General features: G+C 43.5%; 18 protein-coding genes, 1 pseudogene and 1 riboswitch. Of the genes and pseudogenes, 13 read left to right on the forward strand and 6 right to left on the reverse strand.

The genetic code is table 11. The features are described 5' to 3' along the window. Window positions 1-76: 76 nt before the first annotated feature. Together rapA and BDE27_RS14330 are read right to left on the reverse strand one after the other, a co-directional pair. The gene (gene rapA, locus BDE27_RS14325; RefSeq protein ID WP_099133026.1) at window positions 77-2986 is read right to left on the reverse strand and encodes an RNA polymerase-associated protein RapA; all 2910 of its coding nucleotides are present in this window, start codon (window positions 2984-2986) and stop codon (window positions 77-79) included. 218 nt (window positions 2987-3204) lie between these two features. Continuing rightward, window positions 3205-5553 (reverse strand): DNA polymerase II, encoded by a 2349-nt coding sequence (locus BDE27_RS14330; protein WP_099133027.1) that lies wholly within the window; start codon window positions 5551-5553, stop codon window positions 3205-3207. A 327-nt stretch (window positions 5554-5880) separates the two neighbouring features. Here BDE27_RS14330 and BDE27_RS14335 point away from each other — a divergent pair, with 327 nt between their 5' ends. Further along, a complete protein-coding gene (locus BDE27_RS14335) occupies window positions 5881-7584 on the forward strand; it encodes an ArnT family glycosyltransferase (protein WP_099133028.1) in 1704 nt (567 codons plus the stop codon). 30 nt (window positions 7585-7614) lie between these two features. Here BDE27_RS14335 and BDE27_RS14340 read toward each other — a convergent pair. From BDE27_RS14340 to thiB, 4 genes and pseudogenes are all read right to left on the reverse strand, one after another. After that, a pseudogene (locus BDE27_RS14340) lies at window positions 7615-7788 on the reverse strand (transposase); the annotation flags it as partial. 328 nt (window positions 7789-8116) lie between these two features. Then, on the reverse strand, window positions 8117-8812 hold the full coding sequence (thiQ, locus tag BDE27_RS14345) for a thiamine ABC transporter ATP-binding protein ThiQ (RefSeq protein ID WP_099133029.1): 696 nt from the start codon (window positions 8810-8812) through the stop codon (window positions 8117-8119). After that, the gene (thiP, locus tag BDE27_RS14350; protein WP_099133030.1) at window positions 8805-10409 is read right to left on the reverse strand and encodes a thiamine/thiamine pyrophosphate ABC transporter permease ThiP; all 1605 of its coding nucleotides are present in this window, start codon (window positions 10407-10409) and stop codon (window positions 8805-8807) included. Before thiP ends, thiQ begins: the two co-directional genes overlap by 8 nt. Beyond that, window positions 10385-11398, reverse strand: a complete 1014-nt coding sequence (thiB, locus tag BDE27_RS14355; RefSeq protein ID WP_099133031.1) for a thiamine ABC transporter substrate binding subunit — start codon at window positions 11396-11398, stop codon at window positions 10385-10387. Before thiB ends, thiP begins: the two co-directional genes overlap by 25 nt. 134 nt (window positions 11399-11532) lie before the next feature. Then, window positions 11533-11637, reverse strand: a riboswitch (TPP riboswitch). 122 nt (window positions 11638-11759) lie between these two features. Here thiB and rppH point away from each other — a divergent pair. The 12 genes from rppH (at window position 11760) to recC (ending at window position 23546) form a co-directional block, all read left to right on the forward strand. Then, entirely contained in the window at window positions 11760-12290 is a 531-nt protein-coding gene (gene rppH, locus BDE27_RS14360; RefSeq protein ID WP_099133032.1) for an RNA pyrophosphohydrolase, read from the forward strand. 9 nt (window positions 12291-12299) lie between these two features. Next, on the forward strand, window positions 12300-14546 hold the full coding sequence (ptsP, locus tag BDE27_RS14365) for a phosphoenolpyruvate--protein phosphotransferase (protein ID WP_099133033.1): 2247 nt from the start codon (window positions 12300-12302) through the stop codon (window positions 14544-14546). A gap of 58 nt (window positions 14547-14604) precedes the next feature. Next, window positions 14605-14733, forward strand: a complete 129-nt coding sequence (locus BDE27_RS20200; RefSeq protein ID WP_274540005.1) for a hypothetical protein — start codon at window positions 14605-14607, stop codon at window positions 14731-14733. Between the two features lie 513 nt (window positions 14734-15246). Then, complete coding sequence (locus BDE27_RS14370; RefSeq protein ID WP_478207877.1) at window positions 15247-15423, forward strand: hypothetical protein; 177 nt, start codon at window positions 15247-15249, stop codon at window positions 15421-15423. Between the two features lie 2 nt (window positions 15424-15425). Next, window positions 15426-15818 carry a hypothetical protein gene (locus BDE27_RS19640; RefSeq protein WP_208638597.1) on the forward strand — a complete coding sequence of 131 codons (393 nt, stop codon included), beginning with the start codon at window positions 15426-15428 and terminating at the stop codon, window positions 15816-15818. 431 nt (window positions 15819-16249) lie between these two features. Next, a complete protein-coding gene (gene lgt / locus BDE27_RS14380; RefSeq protein ID WP_099133034.1) occupies window positions 16250-17140 on the forward strand; it encodes a prolipoprotein diacylglyceryl transferase in 891 nt (296 codons plus the stop codon). Beyond that, the gene (thyA, locus tag BDE27_RS14385) at window positions 17137-17931 is read left to right on the forward strand and encodes a thymidylate synthase (protein ID WP_099133035.1); all 795 of its coding nucleotides are present in this window, start codon (window positions 17137-17139) and stop codon (window positions 17929-17931) included. The genes lgt and thyA overlap by 4 nt, the downstream gene beginning before the upstream one ends. 230 nt (window positions 17932-18161) lie before the next feature. After that, entirely contained in the window at window positions 18162-18668 is a 507-nt protein-coding gene (locus BDE27_RS14390) for a prepilin peptidase-dependent protein (protein ID WP_222941501.1), read from the forward strand. Continuing rightward, window positions 18665-19276 (forward strand): prepilin peptidase-dependent protein, encoded by a 612-nt coding sequence (locus tag BDE27_RS14395; protein ID WP_099133037.1) that lies wholly within the window; start codon window positions 18665-18667, stop codon window positions 19274-19276. Before BDE27_RS14390 ends, BDE27_RS14395 begins: the two co-directional genes overlap by 4 nt. Before the next feature lie 22 nt (window positions 19277-19298). Then, the gene (locus BDE27_RS14400; protein WP_099133038.1) at window positions 19299-19757 is read left to right on the forward strand and encodes a YgdB family protein; all 459 of its coding nucleotides are present in this window, start codon (window positions 19299-19301) and stop codon (window positions 19755-19757) included. Beyond that, window positions 19754-20125 (forward strand): prepilin-type N-terminal cleavage/methylation domain-containing protein, encoded by a 372-nt coding sequence (locus BDE27_RS14405; protein ID WP_099133039.1) that lies wholly within the window; start codon window positions 19754-19756, stop codon window positions 20123-20125. The genes BDE27_RS14400 and BDE27_RS14405 overlap by 4 nt, the downstream gene beginning before the upstream one ends. Beyond that, entirely contained in the window at window positions 20118-23546 is a 3429-nt protein-coding gene (gene recC, locus BDE27_RS14410) for an exodeoxyribonuclease V subunit gamma (RefSeq protein ID WP_099133040.1), read from the forward strand. The genes BDE27_RS14405 and recC overlap by 8 nt, the downstream gene beginning before the upstream one ends. Window positions 23547-23554: the final 8 nt, after the last annotated feature.

Genomic DNA, 23554 nt, shown 5'->3' on the forward strand with positions numbered 1-23554 from the left:
CCCAGGGGCATCTTGCGGAAAGCGCCCCTGAGTTTACCGAATGACAGGTTATTGCTGTCTATTTATTGATGTCTGTTTATTGGTGAGAAATAACCACCAAACGAATCGCATCCAGACGCCAGTTGGCCTGATCAAGATTGAGCAGCAGATGTTTATGCTCGGAACCGATCGCTTCCAGCTCATCATCACGGATATTCGGGTTAACCGCTTTCAGGGCTTCCAGACGTGACAATTCAGTCGACAGCGCTTCATCAGCTTCTTTTTTCGCTTTCTCAATCAACACGCGCGCTTGCTCTTCAATCAGAGGTTCGGATTGACGCAAAATAGCATGAACCTCTTTCTGTACCGCATTAACCAGCTTGCTGGCGTTATGGCGGTTAATCGCATTGAGTTGACGGTTGAAGCTTTCAAACTCGACCTGAGGAGCCAGATTGGTGCCTTTCAGATCCAACAAAAGACGCACTGGTGTTGGTGGCAAGAAACGAGTCAATTGCAGGTGCTTCGGTGCCTGAGCTTCAACAACGTAAATTAACTCAACCAGCAACGTACCTACTGGCAGCGCTTTGTTTTTCAGGATAGAAACGGCACAGCTTCCCGTATCCCCCGACAGGACTAAATCGAGACCATTGCGGATGATAGGGTGTTCCCAGCTCAGGAACTGAGTATCTTCGCGGGAGAGTGCTTTTTCACGGTCAAACGTAATTGAGCAGCCATCTTTGGGTAATCCAGGGAAATCAGGCACCAGCATATGATCGGATGGATGCAGGGCAATAATATTGTCGCAGCGATCTTCCTGATTGATACCAATGATATCAAACAGATTCAGGGCAAAATTCACCAGATCTGTGTCGTTATCTTGCGCAGCAATCTTTTCTGCCAGTTTTTGGCCTTGCTCGCCACCGTTGGAGTTCATCTCCAGCAAACGGTCACGTCCTTGTTCCAATTGCTGTTTAAGCTTCTCATGATGCCCGCGACATTCGGTAATAAACTCACTGAAGCCAGTTTGTTCATTGGGTTTGGCCAGGAAATTGAGCAGGTTTTCATAATACTTGTCATAGATGGCACGGCCTGTTGGACAAGTATGCTCAAAGGCATCCAGCCCTTCGTGATACCAGCGCAGGAGAATGGATTGCGCAGTATTTTCCAGATAAGGCACACTGATTTTGATATTACGATTTTGACCAATACGATCCAGACGACCGATACGTTGTTCCAGTAAATCAGGATTGAATGGTAGATCAAACATGACAAGCTGGTTGGCAAACTGGAAGTTACGCCCTTCTGAGCCAATTTCAGAGCAGAGCAGCACTTGCGCGCCTTCTTCCTCAGAAGCGAAATAAGCGGCGGCACGGTCACGCTCCAGCAAGGACAAACCTTCGTGGAACACAGCACTGCGGATGCCTTCGCGTTCACGCAGAATTTGCTCCAGTTGCAGCGCAGTTTCTGCCTTGGCACAGATCACCAGCACTTTCTCATCGCGGTTTGCCATCAAGAATCCCATCAGCCATTCTACGCGGGGATCGAAATTCCACCATGTGGCATTTTCACCTTCGAATTCCTGATAGATCCGCTCAGGATAGAGCATATCTTTGGCGCGAGACTCCACCGTCTTTTTGGCCCCCATGATTTCAGAAACCTTGATTGCCGTCTGATATTGGGCTGGCAGTGGTAACTTGATCTCGTGTAGTTCACGATGCGGGAAGCCTTTCACACCACCACGGGTGTTACGGAAAAGCAGGCGGCTGGTGCCGTGACGATCCATCAGCATGGTGATCAGTTCGCGACGCGCATCTTCGCTCTCTCCATCCTGATTACTGTTTGCTGCTTTCAGCAGAGGCTCAATATCCTGTTCGCTAATCAGTTCGCCGATGGCATTTTGCTGGTCATTGTTCAGGGTTTCACTGGACAACAGCAACGTCACTGCATCCGCGACAGGGCGGTATTTCTGTTGTTCATCAATGAAAGCCTGATAATCGTGGAAACGATTTGGGTCCAGCAGGCGCAGGCGGGCAAAGTGGCTTTCTTGCCCCAACTGCTCTGGTGTCGCCGTTAACAATAAGACAGATGGGATTTGTTCTGCCAATTGTTCGATAACTTGATATTCGCGGCTTGGGGATTTTTCGCTCCATGCCAGATGGTGAGCTTCATCCACCACCATCAAATCCCAGCTTGCTTCCAGCAGAAGTTCAAAACGTTGCTTATTGCGGCGAACAAAATCTAAGGAACAGATAATCAACTGTTCGGTTTCGAACGGATTATCGCTGTCATGCAGTGCTTCGCTATATCGGTCATCATCAAACAGCGAAAAACGCAGGTTGAAACGGCGCAGCATTTCTACCAGCCATTGGTGTTGCAGGCTATCTGGCACAATAACTAACACACGTTCAGCCCGCCCAGCCATTAATTGCTGATGGATAATCATCCCGGCTTCAATCGTTTTCCCCAGGCCGACCTCATCCGCCAGTAATACACGTGGTGCGTGGCGCTTGCCTACTTCATTGGCAATATGTAATTGGTGAGGGATCAAACTGGCACGGATACCACGTAGCCCACTTTCTGCCAGACGGAACTGCTCGCTTTGGTGCTTACGGGCGCGAAAACGCAAAGCAAAGCGATCCATGCGGTCAATCTGACCTGCAAACAGGCGATCTTGTGGCTTGTTAAACGTCAGCTTGCTATCCAGAAAAACTTCCCGTAAGCAGGTATTTTCTTCTTCCGTATCCAGACGCGTACCGACATAGATCAGCAAACCATTATCTTGTTGGACATCATTAATCTTGAGTTTCCAGCCTTCGTGACTGGTCACGGTATCGTCCACATTAAACATAACACGAGTGATAGGGGAGTCATTGCGTGCGTAAAGGCGGTTTTCTCCGCTGGCAGGGAAGAGCAACGTTACCATGCGCGCATCAAGCGCCACGACTGTTCCTAATCCAAGTTCGCTTTCTGTATCGCTTATCCAGCGTTGACCAAGAGTAAATGGCATAAATTTTGGCTCAGTTTTCTGTTAGACAATATTATTTATGGTTGCAGGATGGCTGCTTTTGTTGGATATCGATCGTTATTGGTTATCGATAGGGATAGTTTTCAATTGCACTTTACAACGCCTGTTTTTTGATAAAGGGATCGCAAAAGTACAATGGCCCATTAGAGGGGCGATATGTTAATTGAAGCCGAGCAAGCCGTCACCTGCAAAAATATCCATTATTCGAAAGAGATGCTCATTTGCCCTGTCAGCAGAGGCATAAAGTCATCTTGAATAAATGGCAAGATAGCGTCAGCAATCGGCTTTAATTGCTTATTGATATAGTGTTCATAATCGGGGACAGAGGTTTGGTTCTCTAATGGCTCAGGGCCTGTTTGGGTGATGACATAGTTGATCCAGCCACCATTTTGGTACTGTAGTGGACGATGATGCAATTGATTATACTCATCCGCCAAACGTGCTGCCCGAACGTGGGGCGGGACATTGCGCTGATAATCAGACAACTTACGGCGTAGTCGCTTACGATAAACCAGACGGTCATCAAATTCACCCGCCAGCGTCTTGGCAAGATACTCACGAATATAATTTTGATGCGGCTGTTGATGAAAAATCAGAGTATACAGTTCCTTCTGGAATATTTGTGCCAGCGGCGTCCAGTCAGTCCTTACCGTTTCCAGCCCTTTGAAAATCACCTTATCACCGCTTAATCCGGCATAACGTTTTTTGCTGCCTTGCTCTGCCCCGCGTACCGTTGGCATCAGAAAACGCCGATAATGTGTCTCGAATTCCAACTCCAGCGTACTTGCAAGATTGAATTCGGTTTTGAGATGGTTTCGCCACCATTGGTTGACAAATTGCGCCAAAGAATGTCCGATTTGGCAGGCTTCTTCCTCTGAATGAGCGCGTTTTAGCCAGACAAACGTGGAATCCGTATCGCCATAAATCACCTGATAGCCTTGTGATTCGATTAGCTCACGGGTTTGGTGCATGATTTCGTGGCCGCGCATCGTAATTGATGAAGTCAGGCGAGGATCAAAAAAATGACAGCCAGAGGCACCGAGTACACCATAAAAGGCATTCATAATAATTTTCAGGGCTTGAGAAAGGGGCGCATTCTGTTGCTGTTTGGCCTTGTCGCGCTCATGCCAGATTTGTGTGACGATATCCGGCAGGCAGTGCTGTGTACGGGAAAAAAATGCCTGACGAAAGCCAGGGACGGCGTGTTCACTGTCAGGATTGGCAAGGCCTTCAACCATGCCGACCGGATCAATCAAAAACGTGCGAATGATCGATGGATAGAGGCTCTTGTAATCCAGTACCAACACCGAATCGTATAACCCTGGAAATGAATCCATCACAAAACCGCCTGGACTGTTATCATCGAAATACGTTGGCTGGGCAGGCGCAACATAGCCAATACGGTGCATTTTGGGCAAATAAAGGTGCGTGAATGCTGCCACAGATCCGCCGCTGCGATCCACCGCCAACCCTGTTACCGTAGCGCGTTCCAATAAGAAGTCCATCAAATCTGCTTTCTCAAAGATACGATTAACCAGAATACAATCCTGCAAATTATAGTGGGCGAGGGCAGGCTTATCTTGCTGAAAGCGGCGGTTGATCTCATCCATGCGATCATAAGGATTATCGACGGCTTTTCCTTCTCCCAGAAGTTGTTGTGCCACATATTCAAGGCTGAAAGAAGGAAAGTTCCAGGTTGCGGTTTTCAGTGCATCAATGCCGTCAATAATCAAACGGCCTTCTGCTGAGGCGAAAAAGTGCCCTGGCTTGAAACCGTGTTCTCGCCATTCGAGCAAAGTCTGATTGCGTCCGAATTTTAACGGCACGTTATAGCGCTCAGCATGTTGCTGTAATACCCTCAAATCAAACTGAATCAGATTCCAGCCAATAATGGCATCAGGATCATAATGTGCCAGCCATTCATTGAGTTTCTCCAGCATCATCGGACGACTGGCAACATACTCTAATTTGAAATCGAGAGCCTGTTGATTACCCTTTGCTGGCCCTAACATAAATACGGTTTTCTCGCCGCATCCAGCTAAGCCAATGGAATACAGCTCTCCATGTTGGCTGGTTTCGATATCCAGTGATACCCATTGCAAATTAGGCCGATAGGCGGGATTGGGTTTCATCTGATAACTTCCGTCGGGTTTCTGGCTGAACCAAACGGGAGCAGTGATAAAGCGTTCCATTATAAACCTGTCGGGTGGGCGGATATCGGTTTCGTAGAGGGGGACATTCTGTTCCTTGAAAATTTTCTCCAGGTGTTGCAATTGGTGATAATGCGGGCAATACAGCGCAGAAACAGGCTGGCGATTGAAATCTTTTAATGGTAATGCCTTTAATTCGCAGTGCCGCTCCTGTATGAGTAAAGGTTTTATTTTAGGCAGATCATGTTGAGGGACAAAGGCAATTGCTTTTTGGTGAGGAATAGTTATGCGGCGTGCGCCCGCTTCCGTCGCCAGCCAATACACCAACTCGATACCCGATGGGGTATCTTTCCAGTGACGAGTCAGGATAAAACCTTGTTCAACGTGATGTATCTGCATAATCTTTCTCTTATGAGAAACCAACCATATTTAGTGTTATAGGGAGCATTTCAATCATAGCATTGGTTATGTTTATTTATACAGTGTTTTGTGTTGGGATATTTTCTATAGCTAGGAGGATTTATTATTTGATTAATTAATAAGGATATAAAAATATTATTCATAATAAATAAATTTTTACCAGAGAGATATTAACCTTTTAAAATTATCAGAAGGGTCAATTGTTTTTTCGCCTGTCAGTCACTTTTGTTGTTATTATTAATTGGGTAATATTCTATCGATTTTTTACTGAGAAAATGAAACATTAATTGAATCTGGTAAATATTGATGAATAATCCCAATAAATTGACGCAAACAGATATCAAAGCCTTACTATTATTTATTGCTTTTACTCTGCTGTATTTGTTGCCGGGTGTTTATGGACATACACCCTGGAAACAAGATGAAAATTACAGTTTTGGCATTATTCATACCATGTATGAAACAGGGAATTGGTTGGTAACCATGAATGCCGGGCAACCTTTTATGGAAAAGCCTCCTTTGTATTATTGGACAGCGACTTCATTTATTCATTTGTTATCCCATTGGCTTCCGATGCACGATGCAGCCAGAACCGCCTCTTTATTCTTTTCAGTGATCAATTTTTCCTTTTTTATACTGTTGGCGCGTCGCGTATTTGATGTCAAAAACTTTTCCGATAGTCGAATATGGATAGCTTTTGCTTTGTATGCAAGTGCACCTGGATTAGTTCGCCACAGCCACGACATGTTTACTGATACCGCATTGATAACAGGGACAACTCTCGGATTATATGGCTTATTGGGATTAATCAAAAACGAAAAAACAGGCTACTCCTGTTTATGGTTGATCATCGGTACGGCTGTAACACTCTTATCAAAAGGGGTATTTATTCCGGGATTATTATGGATTTGTCTTGTCTTAGCGCCCGTGTTCCTTAAACATTGCCGAACCAAACAATATTGGCTAAGAGCTTTATTGTCAGGCATCATTGCGCTGGTTTTAATCCTGCCGTGGCCGATCATGTTACTTATTGAACATCCTGATCTATTTAAAATCTGGATTTGGGATAACAATATCGGTCGTTTTTTAGGTTTTTCTGTTGAAGATCTTGGGGCAAGGGGGAATTTGACCATGATCCCTGAGGCGGTGCTGTTGTTTGCCTTGCCATCAGGCATATTGGCTTTTATCTTTATATTGAAAAATCCAATTAAGATTCTGTCAGATAAACATTATTTTTTGTGTGCTGCCTTTGTTGTATTGGGGGTTGTTCTATTGCAAATATCAGCCTCTGGTCGAGCATTATATTTGCTGCCTTTTCTTGCACCCATGGCGATCCTGGCTACAGGAATTTTCATTAAAATACCGCAAATAATCTATAAATATTTAACCCTATTATCTTCCCTGTTTTGGTCTGTCCTGATTATATTTTTATGGGCCTGTTATTTTTTATCTCTTTCCACTGATTACAAACATTGGTTAATGCCATTTAGCCGATGGTTGCCAATGAGTTATCAAATGCATTTTTCGGGATTTATCGTTGCTGCCGCTGCCTTGATCACTGCGGTATGGGTAGCTAAAAGTTGGCTTCTTGCTAAATCACCAGACTTGCGCGCTGCCCAAAATTGGGTTTTAGGTATTGCTACAGTTTGGGGATTAGTATTTACATTATTTGTTGGCTGGATTGATTATACCAAGGGGTATAAAGAGGCGTTTCTTGATTTAAAACAGAAGTTGACCGGAGTGTATAAAGATAATGACTGTATGGCGTCGTATTATATTGGGGAATCGGAAGCGCCAATGCTTTATTACTTTGCCCGTGTTTTGCATCAACAACAGCGTAAATTTGAAACTCCTGAAAAATGTGATTGGTTGATTGTATTATCCGAAGAAATAGAACCCGCCCCCAAAGGGATGGCGTTATTTTGGCATGGACATAGGCCAAATCGAGATAGCGAGAACTTAGTTGTTTATAAGAAAGTGGGGTTGGGTGATATAAAGAACAATGAGTAATTTATGTTTGATTAGTGGCCGTTTAAGCGGCCATTTCAAGTTATTGGCAAACTTGTTCATATACTTCCACAATCGCTCTATCGGATTGAGGTTTGGGCTGTAAGGCGGTAGGTAATGCAATTCAATATTAAGGACATACGCAATATCTTTCACCAATTCTGTTCGGTGGTCACCCGCACCGTCCAGAATAATATGGATTTTTCTATAATAGAAAAACGGGAGAGGTGCTAAAAATAGGGTTAGGGCAAGAGATGCTCTATTTTTACGAAGGAAAATTCAAACCTCAATGGAAAGATTTTAACTCCTTCATTGAATGGTATTTTGAGCTAACTGATTAGTCATACCCATAATAAAAGGCAGACAGATTATCATGATCTTTCTGCCTTCATTAAATCAAAAATATTATACTATTAATCAATGGGATAATACGAAGGCTGACTAAAAGAAGATCCCAGCCACAGCGCTGGGATTTTTTCTTTAACCATAAGCCATATTCATTATTTTTCGGAGGAGGATAGTTTATACATCAACATCAACCAATCCCCAAAACCACCGCCTCAGCAGCCTCGCCACTCACCAACTTCTCTGTTGCACCATCATAATAAATTTTTCCATCCACAATCAGCAAAGAGCGTGGCGCGATTTTGGCGGCATCCTCAAGATTATGGGACACCATGAGTAAAGTCATTTGCTGTTCGGTGCATATTTGATCCAATAATTCCAGCATCTCATTGCGTAAAGCCGGATCAAGTGCCGAAAAGGGTTCATCCAGCAATAAAATCGGTTGATGGCGGACTAAACAACGTGCTAACGCTGCCCGCTGGCGTTGTCCACCAGAAAGTTGCGCGGGCAGGCGTGATAAACACTCTTCCAGTGACACTTGAGAGGCAATTTGTTGCAGCATTTGCTTTTGTTCAGCATTTAACCGTAAGCCAGGGTGTAATCCTAAACCAATATTTTGCGCGATAGTTAAATGGGAAAACAGGTTATTTTCCTGAAACAACATCGAAACCGGCCGCTTGGAAGGTGAAGTATGCGTATGATTTTCGTCATCCAACCAGATATCACCTTGTGCTGGAAACTGGAAACCCGCGATTAAACTTAACAGTGTGCTTTTACCTGCCCCACTAGGGCCGAGGATTGCAATGCGTTCTCCGGCTTTGACGCTCACATTAAAATGCATGGCAAGGTGTTCATAAGCATAAATGACATTTTCAAGTTTAATCATGGCGTCGGCTCGGTAAGCGTTCAATCACAGTGAATAAAACAAAACACAACAGGAGCAACAGAAATGCGGTCACGGCACCATCCTGACTGCGATATGCCCCAATTTGTTGGGAAAGGTAATAAGGCAAAGTACGGAAATCTTCATTGCCAAATAAGGCGATCACACCAAAATCGCCAATGGATAATACACAGGCGAAAGCCAACGCCTGTGCCAATGGAATTTTTAATGCCTTAAGCTCGATCCAATACAGGCGGTGCATTCCCTGAATATTGAGGGAGTGGCATAGAGGATTATAACGCTCTGCCAGATCGCGCATTGGGTTTTCCAATACTTTTAGCGCGTAGGGGATCGCCATCAATGCGTTGGTCAGGATAACCAGCCCGTAAGGTGATTGAGGTATACCAATGGTTGTGTTCAGCAAGAGAAAAAAGCCTGTGGCAAGAACGATCCCCGGCATAGCAAGGATCAACAATCCGCTGGTTTCCATTGCTTGCCCCCATCGCGGGGAATGGCGTAAGCGTAATTCTCGGCTGCTCCATAGCAGCATCATGGTGAGAATAACACACAGTAATCCTGCGCCCAGAGCAATGATGATGGAGGTTGTAAGGGCTTGCCATAAAGCTGTTTGGCTTAAAACATTAAAAATATCACGGTTCAGGCCATCAACGATGACCGCCAATAAAGGGGGAATTAATAGCAGTAACGCGATGCCAATCAGTAAACCATCAGATAATTTTTGCAGCCATGAATCCTGTGGATTACGCCATTGTTGTTGGTGCCCATAACCAACGGAAAGTGCGCCTTTAAGTTTTTGGCTAAGGAGCACCAAACCGAGACAACAAAAAAGTTGTATCAAGGCAAGCAGGGCGGCATGACCAAGATCGTAGTCGTAGCTGAGAGCCTGATAAATAGCAAGTTCAATGGTCGTTGCGGCTGGGCCACCACCGAGGGCAAGAACCGTCGCGAAACTGGCAAAGCACAGCATAAAAATCAGTGCGCCCGTCGGTAAAATTTGGCGGCGCAGATAAGACCACTCAATAAAACGGAAATGTTGCCATTCGCTCATACCGAGCTGAGCGGCAAGTTGGCGCTGCTCAATGGCAATACTCTCCAGAGATTGCAGCAATAACCGTGTAGCCATTGGCATATTAAAGAAAATATGCGCCAGTAAAATCCCTTGTAGACCATAAGGTGTAAAACGATATTCAACGCCTATCCATTGGGAAATATTAGCCAACCAGCCAGTCTGACCATAAACGGTGAGAATGCCAAATAGAGCAACCAAAACAGGAAGAATTAATGTCATGGCACATAAGCGCAGAAATAGTGTCTTGCCGGGAAAATGGCGACGGTAAAGTGCTCGCGCCAGAAAAATAGCGGGTATTACCGATAAGACGGCAGATAGAAATGCCTGCCAGAAGGTGAATCGAATGACATGCCAGAGATAACTGTCATGCAAGAATTCCTGCCAATGGCTTTCAGGCGCATTGCACCACAGCGTCCCAAATGCTGACAGGGCAACCATAATTAACAGGCCGGAGGCAATAACCCCCGGCAATAACCAACCCGCGATTAACGGCTGACAGCGCTTTGCCATGTACGGATCCATTTTGTACGGTGTTTTGCCACATCATCTGCGTTGAATTGCAGCGATTTCTCAGGAACAGGAAGTTGTTTGAAAACATCAGGCAACGGGATATCAATAACGGGATACATCCATTGAGTTGTTGGAATGACTTGCTGAAATGCCGGAGAGAGCATGAAATTCATAAACTTTTGCGCCAGTTCTGGCTGTTTACTTGAGGCCACTTGAGCGGCCACTTCAATCTGCAAATAATGTCCTTCCTTGAAGATAGCGGCGGCGTAGTTATCTTTTTTCTCTGACATAATGTGATAGCCAGGTGATGTGGTATAGCTCAGCACCATATCACCTTCACCTTTCAGAAACAGGCCATAGGCTTCACTCCAGCCTTTAGTGACGGTGAGTGTCTTTTTGGCAACTTTTTGCCACTCCTGAGCGGCTTTGTCGCCATAGAGTTCCTGTATCCAGAGCAGTAGTCCTAAGCCTGGCGTGCTGGTGCGTGGGTCTTGGTAAATAATCTTCCAATTCTGGTGGCTATTGATTAATTCATCCATACTTTTGGGTGGATGAGGCAGGGTATTTTTGTTGTAAATAAAGGCAAAATAACCGTAATCGTAAGGAATAAACGTCGTGTTGTGCCATGTGATGGGTAATTTCAGTTTTGAGGTATCGACGTGACTCGGTGTGAATAACCCTGTTTGCTGAGCGGCTTGAATCAGGTTGTTATCTAACCCCAGTATAATATCTGCGGGTGTTTTTTTGCCTTCCATCCTCAAACGGTTCAGCAAAGATACACCATCTTCCAACGCAACAAGTTTCAGTTCACAGCCACATTCTGCTTCAAAGGCTTTTTTGATGGCAGGCCCTGGTCCCCATTCAGAGGCAAATGAATCATAAGTATAAACTGTCAGGGTAGGTTTCGTCTGAGCTGTCTGAGCAAAGACACTGGTAGAAAGAGACAGCAGGCTGATAGCCATAAAGCTGGAAAATAATTTCTTAAACACTCTGCTCTCCTATAGTTGCATATATCAATAGTTAAAAAATATTGATGGTTATATACATTAATGACTAATGTTTGTTATTAGCAGATAGCAAAGGATCTGAGAAGATGCTAAATGAAAATGACATCTGTTATATCAATGATTAGCGTCTCAAATCCCTACGACGGTACTAACCGGTTCAGGTTCGACGGGTTTGTTCTCAGCAGTACTGTTTTGCGACAGCCGCACCCCGTTGAGATGGCGGTATTGTAGAGATTTCGGCTACGTCTGCAAAGTCTAATCATAGAGGTTTAGGTTTACCGCTTGAGATGAGTGTGAAACAATTAGCTATCTTTTTAAATTTGTTATACCGAGAGGTAGTCTGGTGATCGATGATGATGGCTACCGCCCGAATGTAGGAATTGTAATTTGTAATCGCCAAGGGCAGGTTCTGTGGGCCCGCCGTTATGGGCAGCATTCCTGGCAGTTTCCTCAGGGGGGGATCAATCCAGGGGAATCACCAGAGCAAGCGATGTATCGCGAGTTGTTCGAAGAAGTTGGTTTAAATCGCAAAGATGTACGGGTGCTTGCCTCAACCCGGAGTTGGTTGCGTTACAAATTACCCAAGCGTTTGGTGCGTTGGGATACAAAGCCTGTTTGTATCGGGCAAAAGCAACGTTGGTTTTTATTGCAGTTATTGTGTAATGAAGCGGATATTAATGTGCAGCGCAGTAAGACACCAGAGTTTGATGGTTGGCGCTGGGTGAGTTATTGGTATCCTGTCCGGCAGGTCGTTTCTTTTAAACGAGATGTATATCGCCGTGTGATGAAAGAATTCTCTTCTATTGTGATGTCAACACAGGAGCCGGTTTCATTATTCCATTCACCTTATTTACATCGTCGTAGAAAAAATTAGGTAATTGCTATGCTCATGCGCTTGCGGGAAATTGTCGAAAAGGTTGCGATGGCAGCTAATTTGTCTGAAGCGCTTGAGTTATTAGTCAATGAAACGTGTCTGGCAATGAACACGGATGTCTGTTCTATTTATTTGGCGGATCATCAGCGGCAATGTTATTACCTGATGGCAACCAAGGGGTTAAGAAAACCCAAGGGGCAAGCAATTCGCCTCTCCTTTGATGAAGGCGTTGTGGGGCAAGTTGGGCGTTTGTCCGAATTAATTAATCTTGCTGATGTCCGTGACCATCCCAGTTTTAAATATATTCCCCAAGTAAGAGAAGAAAGTCTGCGGGCTTTTTTAGGTGTACCGATTATTTATCGTCGCCAATTGCAGGGAATACTAGTTGTTCAGCAATATGAGCGACGGTTATTTAATGAAAGTGAAGAATCTTTCATGGTGACATTGGCGATGCAGCTTGCTGCTGTTCTCGCTCAGGCGCAAACAAAAGGGTTGTTTGACCAGTATCGTCAGACCCGTATTAAGGCGCTTGCTATTTCTAATGGCATTGTTATGGCACAGGGATGGCAAGATCGCTCCCAACCTTTGTTGGAACAAGTTACTGAAGCATTGACGCTGGATTATCAGGCTGAGCGTTCCAGGCTGACTTTGGCTCTTGAAGAAGCAACCGCTGAATGCCGTCGTATCAGCAAGCGCTTTACTGCCAGTTCACAGAAAGAAAGCGCCGCTATTTTTGATCTCTATTCCCATCTATTAAATGATCCTCAACTCAAGCGGGATCTGTTTTGTGCCGTTGATAACGGTTTTGTGGCGGAATGGGCGATTAAAACTGTGATTGAAAAATATGCTGAACAGTTTGCCAGTTTGCAAGATCTTTATATGCGCGAGAGGGCATCGGATCTGCGGGCGCTCGGTCAGCGGGTGTTGTTTCATCTGAATGGTTCCTCCACGGGGATCAGGCAGTGGCCGGAACGCTTTATTCTGGTTGCTGATGAACTCAGCGCCAACTTGTTGGCTGAGTTGCCACAAGATCAATTGGTTGGTGTGATTGTACGAGATGGTGCGACTCACTCCCATTCTGCAATATTGGTTCGTGCGATGGGTATTCCCGCTATCATGGGGGCGGATATCCAGCCTGAGTTATTACACAATCGGACACTAATTCTTGATGGTTATCGTGGAGAGATTTTTATTGAACCAGAGACTCTGGTTGCCCAGGAATACCAACAAATCATTGAAGAAGAACAGGTTCTCAGCAAGCTGGCTGAATATGAACAGCAGAAACAAGCACGGCTAAAAAGTGGAGAACGGGTTCTGGTACAGCTCAACGCAGGCTTGAGTTTGAAACATGAACGGCAGATAGAAGATAATATTGACGGTATTGGACTGTACCGCACAGAAATCCCTTTTATGCTGCATAGCGGTTTCCCATCAGAAGATGAGCAGAAAAATCGTTACCAAGAGATACTGGCGCTTTTCCCTGATAAGCCAGTGGTATTGAGGACTCTGGATATTGGCGCTGATAAACAACTTCCCTATATGCCCATCAATGAAGAAAACCCTTGTCTGGGATGGCGGGGAATTCGCATCACGCTGGATCAACCGGAAATATTCCTGATTCAGCTGCGGGCGATGCTAAAAGCCAATGCACAAACGGGCAATTTAAAAATACTCTTGCCGATGGTAACCAGTATTGAAGAGATTGATGAAGCCCGAAAACTGCTGGAGAGAGCGAAAGTTGAAGTAGAGCAGACGTTAGCCGAGACAATCACAATGCCCCAGATTGGTATGATGCTTGAAGTACCTTCTACCCTTTTTTTGCTGCCCCAATTAAAGCAACGGATTGATTTTGTTTCTATTGGTACGAATGATTTAACCCAATACTTGCTTGCGGTGGATCGTAATAATACACACGTAGCTTCGCTATATGATAATTTACATCCTGCGGTAATTAAGGCTTTGAAATTCGCCTTTGATGAATGTCAGCGCCTTGATCTCCCGATTAGCATATGCGGAGAAATGGCTGGTTTACCAATGGGGACACTCATATTGCTTGGCTTAGGTTACCGTAGCCTGAGCATGAGTGGTCACAGTATTCCGCGTATTAAGTATTTATTGCGCCACTTGGATGCCAAAGAACTTGAGCATCTTATTGAATTGGTATTAAAAGCTGAAACCAGCCATGAAGTAAAAGTATTGTCAGCCGAATTTATGGAATCACAGGGTTTGGGAGGCCTGATTCGAGGGGGTATTTAGATGATTCTTAAACGAATTTGTAGTCCGCAATGTATTGCCAGTAGAACACGAAAGATCATTGACGAAAATGAACGATTGGAACTCACCGATACCTAACGACAAGTTAATGGCAGCAGCATTGCCTTACCAAAGAGGCTATCGTGATATTACCGATCTGGCACGAAGAGCCTATCAGTATGCATCATGATCGTGTTTACCTTCCTTCAATGTGGATTGAATAACTTTTTAATAAGTAATATTCACGAATATAATAAATATTGAAATAATTAAGAAGACAATTAAGTTCAAATAGAGTTTGATTAGGCTGACCTAATTCCAACTTTAGTTCATTTAACTGAAATTAAAAATATAAAGAAGAATATTCTAGTATAATAAATAAAAATTTATGAGTGATATTTTTTTCTTAAAATTAATAATGAGATTTATTGAATATTAAAATAATCAAATGATAGAGTAACTGTATGTAATACTTTGTACTCAATGCGCCAATTATAATTATCACTTATTCCCATAGGAGTCTAAAAAGGAGTTTTAAACGGTTTGGGTTTATCATCAATATTCAGGTGAATTATATCATAATGATAAATTAGTTGATCGTGGTTATAGTGGTAAAGGAAAACATAAAAACAACCCAGCATCAGAATCAGTACGCGGAAAGGGCCCTATCCCTAGAGGAGGATATACGAATAGTAAGGGACCGATGACTATAATTTTAGAACCATGTGATTGCAATAATATGTATGGAAGAGATCTTTTTATAATTCATGGTGATAGTAGAGAGCACCCAGGAGAAGCGTCAGAAGGCTGTATCGTTGTAGGACCAGATGCAAGAAGAGAAATAATCAGCTCTGTAGATAGAGATTTAGTGGTGGAATAAGTATGAAAAAACTGATTTTACTTGCAATGCTATTTGTTCCTGGTATTGCATTATCTTCAACGAAAGATGCAACAAAAGAAGCTTTAGATTATTGTGCTACAACTGAATCTTGGGCTGCTCAAAAAGTGATAGATGCAGCAGTCGAGAGAAATAAACAGCTTGATCGAATGAAAGCGACTTCTTCTCTAATTGAAAGACATAAATTGGTAAAAGGAAAGAAACCAATCACATTCGAAGACTGGGGGCAGTTGTACACTCAAACAATAGAAGTTTCTATTCCGCATATCGATAATCACAAAAAACCTGTTATTTTCATCGCATCATCAATCATATCAGCAGAAGAGTGTTCATTAACAGAAGTGGCTTACTTTAATATAACTCCTGAAATGTATTAGTTTTATTTTTTATTTAACAGTAATAATGATTGTTTTAACAATCATTATTACTGAAAATATAATTCATGGCGGGAAAATATTTCATTGGTCATTGTTGAAGAAACCCGATCTAATGTAACCCAAAATACAACTTAATTGATGTTATTTTTCCTCCCTATCTGTTTTGCCTGTTAGTACGGTATCTGATGATACAGCCATGCTGGCGTTTTTTGTGCGAATGTATCTTGCTGTCATAAAACCCTCTTTGCAGTGACCGCTATCAGCACAGATACTGTACGAAAGATCTTAGCGCTTGCCACTTGCGGTTTAGTGGTGGGAGCAAGTCACTTGCCTGTGTTATCATCTGCGATTATTTGTCTTAAGCCATTCAAGTCATATAATTTATTTGCACAAGATCATTCATTCACACAACATATTTTTAGTGGGGAACGATGAGCACTAGCTATCTGGCATTTCCTAATATTGACCCAGTCATATTTTCAATCGGGCCTGTATCCCTCCATTGGTACGGTTTTATGTATCTGGTTGGCTTTGTTTTTGCCATGTGGCTGGCAAATCGCCATGCGGCAAAGCCAAACAGTGGCTGGAACAAAACCGAAGTTGAGAACCTACTGTATGCAGGATTTGTCGGGGTTTTCGTCGGTGGGCGCCTCGGTTATGTCCTGTTCTATAATCTTCCAATGTTCCTTGATAACCCGCTTTATCTGTTTAAAGTTTGGGATGGAGGAATGTCTTTCCATGGTGGACTGGTAGGGGTTATCTGCGCCATGTGGTGGTTTGCGCGCCGCACCAAGCGCCACTTCTTGCAAGTCTCGGATTTTGTTGCTCCATTGGTTCCCTTTGGTTTGGGAATGGGGCGTATTGGTAACTTTATCAATGGAGAATTGTGGGGGCGTGTTACGCTTGATACGCCGTGGGCGATGTTATTCCCAGGCTCCCGTAGTGAAGATATTGCAATAGCCACCGCTAATCCTTCGTTATGGCCTATTTTGGAAAAATATGGTGTCCTACCCCGCCATCCATCACAGCTATATGAGATGGTGCTTGAAGGCATCGTATTATTTATCATCCTCAATTTATTTATCCGTAAATCGCGCCCGATGGGGAGTGTTTCAGGTTTATTCCTGATTGGTTACGGTGCATTTCGCATAATAGTCGAATTTTTCCGCCAGCCTGACGCACAGCTTGGGTTGTTTGAAGGGATAAGTATGGGGCAAATCCTTTCTGTCCCAATGATTTTTGCGGGAATATTTTTGATGATATGGGCGCACAAATGCCCTGGCAATAAAACACGCAATAACAAGGTACAAGAGGCAAAATGAAACAGTATCTGAATTTAATGAAAAAAGTGCTGGAAGAAGGCACGGCAAAAGATGACCGCACGGGAACGGGAACACTTTCTATCTTTGGTCATCAGATGCGTTTCAATTTGCAGGAAGGTTTCCCGTTGGTAACAACCAAGCGTTGCCATATTCGTTCCATTATCCATGAATTGTTGTGGTTCTTGAATGGCGACACCAATATCAAATACCTGCATGATAATGGCGTGTCTATTTGGGATGAATGGGCTGACGAAAATGGCGATTTAGGGCCTGTTTATGGTAAACAATGGCGTGCCTGGGACTCTGCGGATGGTCGTCAAATCGATCAATTAACCCAGGTTATTGAGCAGTTGAAAAGTGATCCTGATTCACGTCGGATCATCGTTTCTGCCTGGAACGTTGGGGAATTGGATAAAATGGCCTTGGCGCCATGCCATGCTTTTTTCCAATTCTATGTGGCAGACGGTAAACTTTCCTGCCAGCTTTATCAGCGCTCTTGTGACGTGTTCTTAGGGTTGCCATTCAATATCGCCAGCTATGCCCTGTTGGTGCACATGATGGCCCAACAGTGCGATCTTGAAGTCGGTGATTTTGTTTGGACTGGTGGCGATACTCACCTTTACAATAACCATTTTGAACAGACCAAACTGCAATTAAGCCGTGAGCCACGCGCGTTACCTAAGTTAGTCATTAAGCGTAAGCCAGACTCATTGTTTGATTATCGATTCGAAGACTTTGAAATTGTGGATTACGATCCGCATCCTGGTATTAAAGCACCCGTTGCAATTTAATCCTCTTTTTCCATCCTCAAATTTGAGGATGGAAAACTCATATTTTCCCCTATCAATTGTTCATCTTATTCATTTTATGAGCTACCACGCAATTAAAATGCAACAAAATAAAATATCTATTTTCTTTTCAAAGCTCTTCGCATAATTAAATAGTGGCACTGTTCATTGAGTTTCTAATAGTAGATATTCCCCTTGAGAAAAATTGAGCTGAATATAGACGTCAGAAAATAATGGAATATAAATATATTAACAATCACAACGGGTTTACTTTATTAGAATTAATGATAGCAATGCTCATCATTTCGATTAGCTTGTCCTGGGGGTTGTATCATTGGGGGAAATATCAAAGCCGCCTGCGTTTACAATCAGCGGTGCATAATGTGTTGTCTTTTATGGAAAGGCAGCAGTCTTTAGCAAATTATTTAAATCAGGATCGTACCTTATGGTTAGTGATAGGACAGCCTTGGTGTTTAATCTCGTCTGTCACCAAAATCGTTGCTTGTGATGAAGGTGATGGGGAACGCGTTGATTCTCCTCATGAAGATGTATTTTTGTCATTTTCCACGACTGATCGCATTGATTTTTACGGGATCAGAAATACAGCAATACCAGCCAGTTTCACGCTGGCAAACTCGGCAGGTGAAATTAGTGTCATCGTTTCTGGACGTGGGCGAATCAGGACATGCAGTAATACAATTAGCCCGTTTCCCAATTGTGAGGGAATAAAAATCCCATGACTCTGACTATTTTTTGTTGCAAGCAAAAACAGGCAGGATTCTCTTTATTGGAAATAATGGTAGCTCTGCTAATCAGTAGCGTAATTTTTGTTGCCATGACAAAAACGTATCCGGTTTTATCAGGCCAAATTCTCGATCTTTATCGTAAATATAGATTGCATTATTTGGTTAACAGAACGGCCTATTTGATGGAGAAAGATATTCGGCGGGCAGGTTATTGTCGGGATAGAGAACAGTGCGAAGGTGATCCATTGATAATTAACAATAAAAATAGAGAAATTACCAACTCCTGTTTTATTGTTGCTTTTGATCTCAATTTAAATAATCAATGGGAAAAACCGGGACACATTGAATCTGAATTTTTTGGTTATCGTTTGAATAACCGGGCTCTTGAGTGGGGGAGAGGGGTAGGAGATTGTCAGGAAAGTGGTTGGGAAAGGCTATTTGATCCAAAAGAGATTGTCATTGATGTCTTTCATCTTGAGAAATCACAAGCAAAAGATGGGGTGATTTTTGTCACTTTGTCCATTGATGCCCATTGGTTGAAATCCCCAGTAATTGTGTACCGCCATCAAGCCACAATTCGGCTGCGTAATATCCGAAAATAAAGATATCGGGAAAAGAAAATATATGGCAGATAAACAACAGGGAAATATTCTGCTGATATCGATAATGATGCTATTGGCGCTGAGTTTGATGATGTTGAAAGCGCTTCATTACCAACAGGAAAGTGCGATGCTTATGATGATGGATGAACAAAATTATTTGCAGGCTTTTTGGCGGGCTGAATCATCATTGATATGGGGAAAGGCGCAGTCATGGCAGATCAATCAGCAAGAAACAGGAGCTTGGTCTTGTTTGCAATATACTGAATTTAATTTAAAAAGTTGCCTCAAGCACTATTCAGACAACCTTTTTTTATTAAAAGGTGTTGCTCAATTTGCATCAGGAGAAAAGCTTGAACTTTATCAATGGATGAAACAGATGAAACCTTTAAATCAAGATACACTTATTCCTGTTGAACTGATTCCTATTGAAAGCGGTTGGTTGGATTTTTGCCCTGTTGCTCAAGCTGAGTTTTGTTTATGAAAACCGGACGACAAGAGGGGATGAGTGTACCGGAAGTCATGATTGCATCTGCCGTATTTGCGATCTCTTTATTGGGTTTAATGCGTTACCATCAAGCACTGTCAGCTAATTTTCAACAATATTGGGGGCAGCTTAAGGCAGTACGATATGTCCATAATCAGTTGGAACAGTATGAACGTTCGTCAGGCCAGATTGATTTGCAGAAAACAGAAGAAGAGGCAGCTATACAGCGGGGTTGGAAAATGGAGGTTCAGCGAGAATTTCGTTCTTGGGGGTGCTATCAGGTAACGATTAAGCTGACAGTACATTACAATAAACCAAGTAAATTGGAACGCTGGTTTTGTGCAAGTGGGAGCATTGATGTTTAGAGTTTATCATTCAAATCAGCTCGATATTCTCAAGGAGTTGATGGCGATATTGATCGGAGAAGATCCCCTTTCTGACCCATTTGGCAAAGAAGTGATTTTGGTTCAAAGTCCAGGGATGTCACAGTGGTTGCAAATTCAGTTGGCAGAAAAACTGGGTATTGCTGCGAATATGGAGTTCCCACTGCCGGCAACCTTTATCTGGCAGATGTTTACCAAAGTGTTGCTTGATGTTCCCAAAGACAGTGCTTTCAGTAAGGATGCCATGAAGTGGAAGTTAATGACCTTACTGCCAGATTTGTTGATGGAGCCGGAATTTTCAGCGCTCAAGCATTATCTTGATCAAGATATTGATAAACGCAAAATTCACCAGCTAGCTGGCCGAATTGCCGATTTGTTTGACCAATATCTGGTTTATCGTCCCCAATGGTTAGAAAGTTGGGAAAATGGTCAATTAGTTGATAGTTTGGGCAGCAACAGCAACCAGTTATGGCAAAAAAGGCTATGGTTTGAACTGACAGCCTATACCCGTCAGTTACAACAACCTTTGTGGCACCGCGCCAATTTATACCAACGATTTATCTCGACGTTGGAAGAAGGGAATTTTCCATTGGAGGATCTTCCGCCACGTATTTTCATCTGCGGCATATCTGTATTGCCTCCCGCTTACCTGCAAGTGTTAAAGGCATTGGGTAAACATATTGATATTCATCTTATGTTCACTAACCCATGCCAATATTATTGGGGCGATATCCAGAGTTACGCTTTTCTTGCCAAGTTAACTAGCCGTAAGCCAAAACATTATAAAAGCAAACAATTGCTGGAAAGATTCAAAAACCCCGAAGAGGCGCCATCGCTCTTTAATGCCGAAGGAGAGCAGGTTCTGAATAACCCATTGCTGGCATCTTGGGGAAAATTGGGAAGAGATCACCTCTACCTACTGTCACAATTGGAGCCAGATTCCGATATTCATGCTTTTGTTGAATTAGAACCTGATTCTATCTTGCACCAAATCCAGCGAGATATTCTTAATCTTGAAGATCATGCCCAGATTGGTTCTACCGAAAATTCCTTTAAAAACAGTCTGAAAAAGCGCTCATTTAATGGTGCTGAGCGCTCACTGACTTTTCATTCATGCCATAGCCCGCAGAGGGAAGTCGAAGTATTGCAGGATCAAATTCTGCATTTATTGGATGAGGATCCTTCACTGACACCGAGGGACATCATTGTGATGATGGCAGATATTGATAGCTATGCCCCCTATATTCAGGCTGTTTTTGGTAATGCACCCGATGATCGTTATATCCCCTTTGCTATCTCTGACCGTAAAGTTAGTCAGGCACATCCTGTCTTGCAGGCATTTATTACCTTGCTGGATTTGCCGCAGAGTCGGTTTACGGCAGAACAGGTGTTGGCATTATTGGAAGTCCCTGCTTTAGCTAACAAATTCGCGATTCAGGAAGAAGGGTTGCGTTTATTGCGGCGTTGGGTAAAAGAATCGGGAATTTGCTGGGGGTTGGATGATGACAATATTGAAGCATTATCGTTGCCTGCCACAGGGCAGAATACCTGGCGCTTTGGTCTGACGCGTATGCTATTGGGTTATGCGATGGATAGTCATGCCGGACCGTGGAATGATGTTTTGCCTTATGATGAATCCAGTGGTCTTGCTGCTGAACTGGCAGGGCAATTGGCTGAGTTTTTAATGGCACTGAATCGCTGGCGTAACATTTTGGGTGAAGAACAGCGATTGACGGATTGGTTGGCTGTATGTCCGCAATTGCTGGAAACTTTTTTTGCAGCGGATGACGATGTTGAACTGGTTCTGGCGCTTATTACGCAGCAATGGCAAAAAGTAGTTGATAATGGACTGAATGCACATTATGACGAAAGCATCCCTTTAGTGCTGCTGCGCGATGAGCTGGCGTTTCGTTTTGATGATGAGAAGATCAGCCAGCGTTTCCTTGCAGGGACACTCAATTTTTGCACCCTGATGCCTATGCGTTCCATTCCTTTTAAGGTTGTTTGCCTGTTGGGAATGAATGATGGGGTTTATCCACGTACTATCCCGCCACTTGGGTTTGATCTGATGGCAGAAAAAAACCAGCGAGGGGATAGGAAACGGCGCGACGATGACCGTTATCTCTTTCTGGAAGCGTTGGTTTCGGCTGAGCAATTTCTTTATATTAGCTATATTGGCAAATCGATTCGCGATGATACTGAGTGCAATCCATCCGTATTGGTCAACGAGTTACTGGATTATATTTGCCAGAGTTTTTGCTTATCCGGCGATGAAATGTTGAATGTTGATGACAGCGCCAAAAATGTCAGAAAACATTTGCTGTCACAGCATACCCGTGTGCCTTTTGCGCCGGAAAATTTCTTACCTGACCATCACTTACAAAGTTATGCTACAGAATGGTTGCCAGCCGCGACACAACAGGGTGTTTCAACAACTGACTTTTGCCAGCCGATTGCTTTCGATCGCAGTGAAATAAAAGAAGTTGCATTAGATGAATTGATCCGCTTTTATCGACACCCTGTCCGGGCGTTTTTTCAGCAAAGGCTGAAGGTGCATTTTATCATTGAAGAGATGGAGTTACCTGAAGAAGAACCTTTTGTGCTGGATAACCTGCAACGTTACCAATTTAACCAACTACTGTTAAGCATCCTGATTGAACAGGGAGCACCTGAATCTCTGTTTCACCATCTCCGTGCGTCGGGAGGGTTGCCATATGGTTCCTTTGGCGAAGTTTATTGGATGGAGCAACTGGAATCCATGCAGCCTTTGGCCTCCAGGGTGCGTGAAGAGAGAACGGCCTCTTCTTCTATTGACCTATATGAGCCATTAGACACGGTGATATTGGCTGGCAGAATTAATCAGGTACAGCCTGATGGAATTTTACGTTGGCGACCAGCGAACTTAACGGCCAATGATGGTATCCAATTATGGATTGAACACCTTGCCTATTGTCTTTCAGGTGGAACCAGTGAAAGCCGCATGTATGGAACAGGTAAAAAGGGAAAAAAAGAGAAGGAAGATAAAAAGGTGTCAGAATATCGCTTCTTACCGCTAAAACAGGATGATGCGAAACAATATTTGAACCAGATGATAGAGGGCTATTTTCAAGGAATGTCTGAACCTCTCCCTTTGTTTTGCCGAAGCGGCTGGGCATGGCTAGTTGACTGTTTTGATAAGGAAAGTCGTGAAATCGATTTTCGTGAAGAGGTTCAACAAGGTGCTGAAAATAAATTAATGGAACACTGGCTGGGAACACATGACAGAAAAGGGGAAAGCGCTGATCACTACGTACAACGGGCTTTCCGGCAAGCTGATCAATCACTTTTGGAGCGAATGAAGCGTGAAACTCAGCGCTATTTATTGCCGATGGCACGCTATTCCAATGGATCATTATTTAAATAATTAGGGAG

It is taken from the genome of Xenorhabdus ehlersii (assembly GCF_003610465.1).
Lineage (GTDB): Bacteria > Pseudomonadota > Gammaproteobacteria > Enterobacterales > Enterobacteriaceae > Xenorhabdus > Xenorhabdus ehlersii.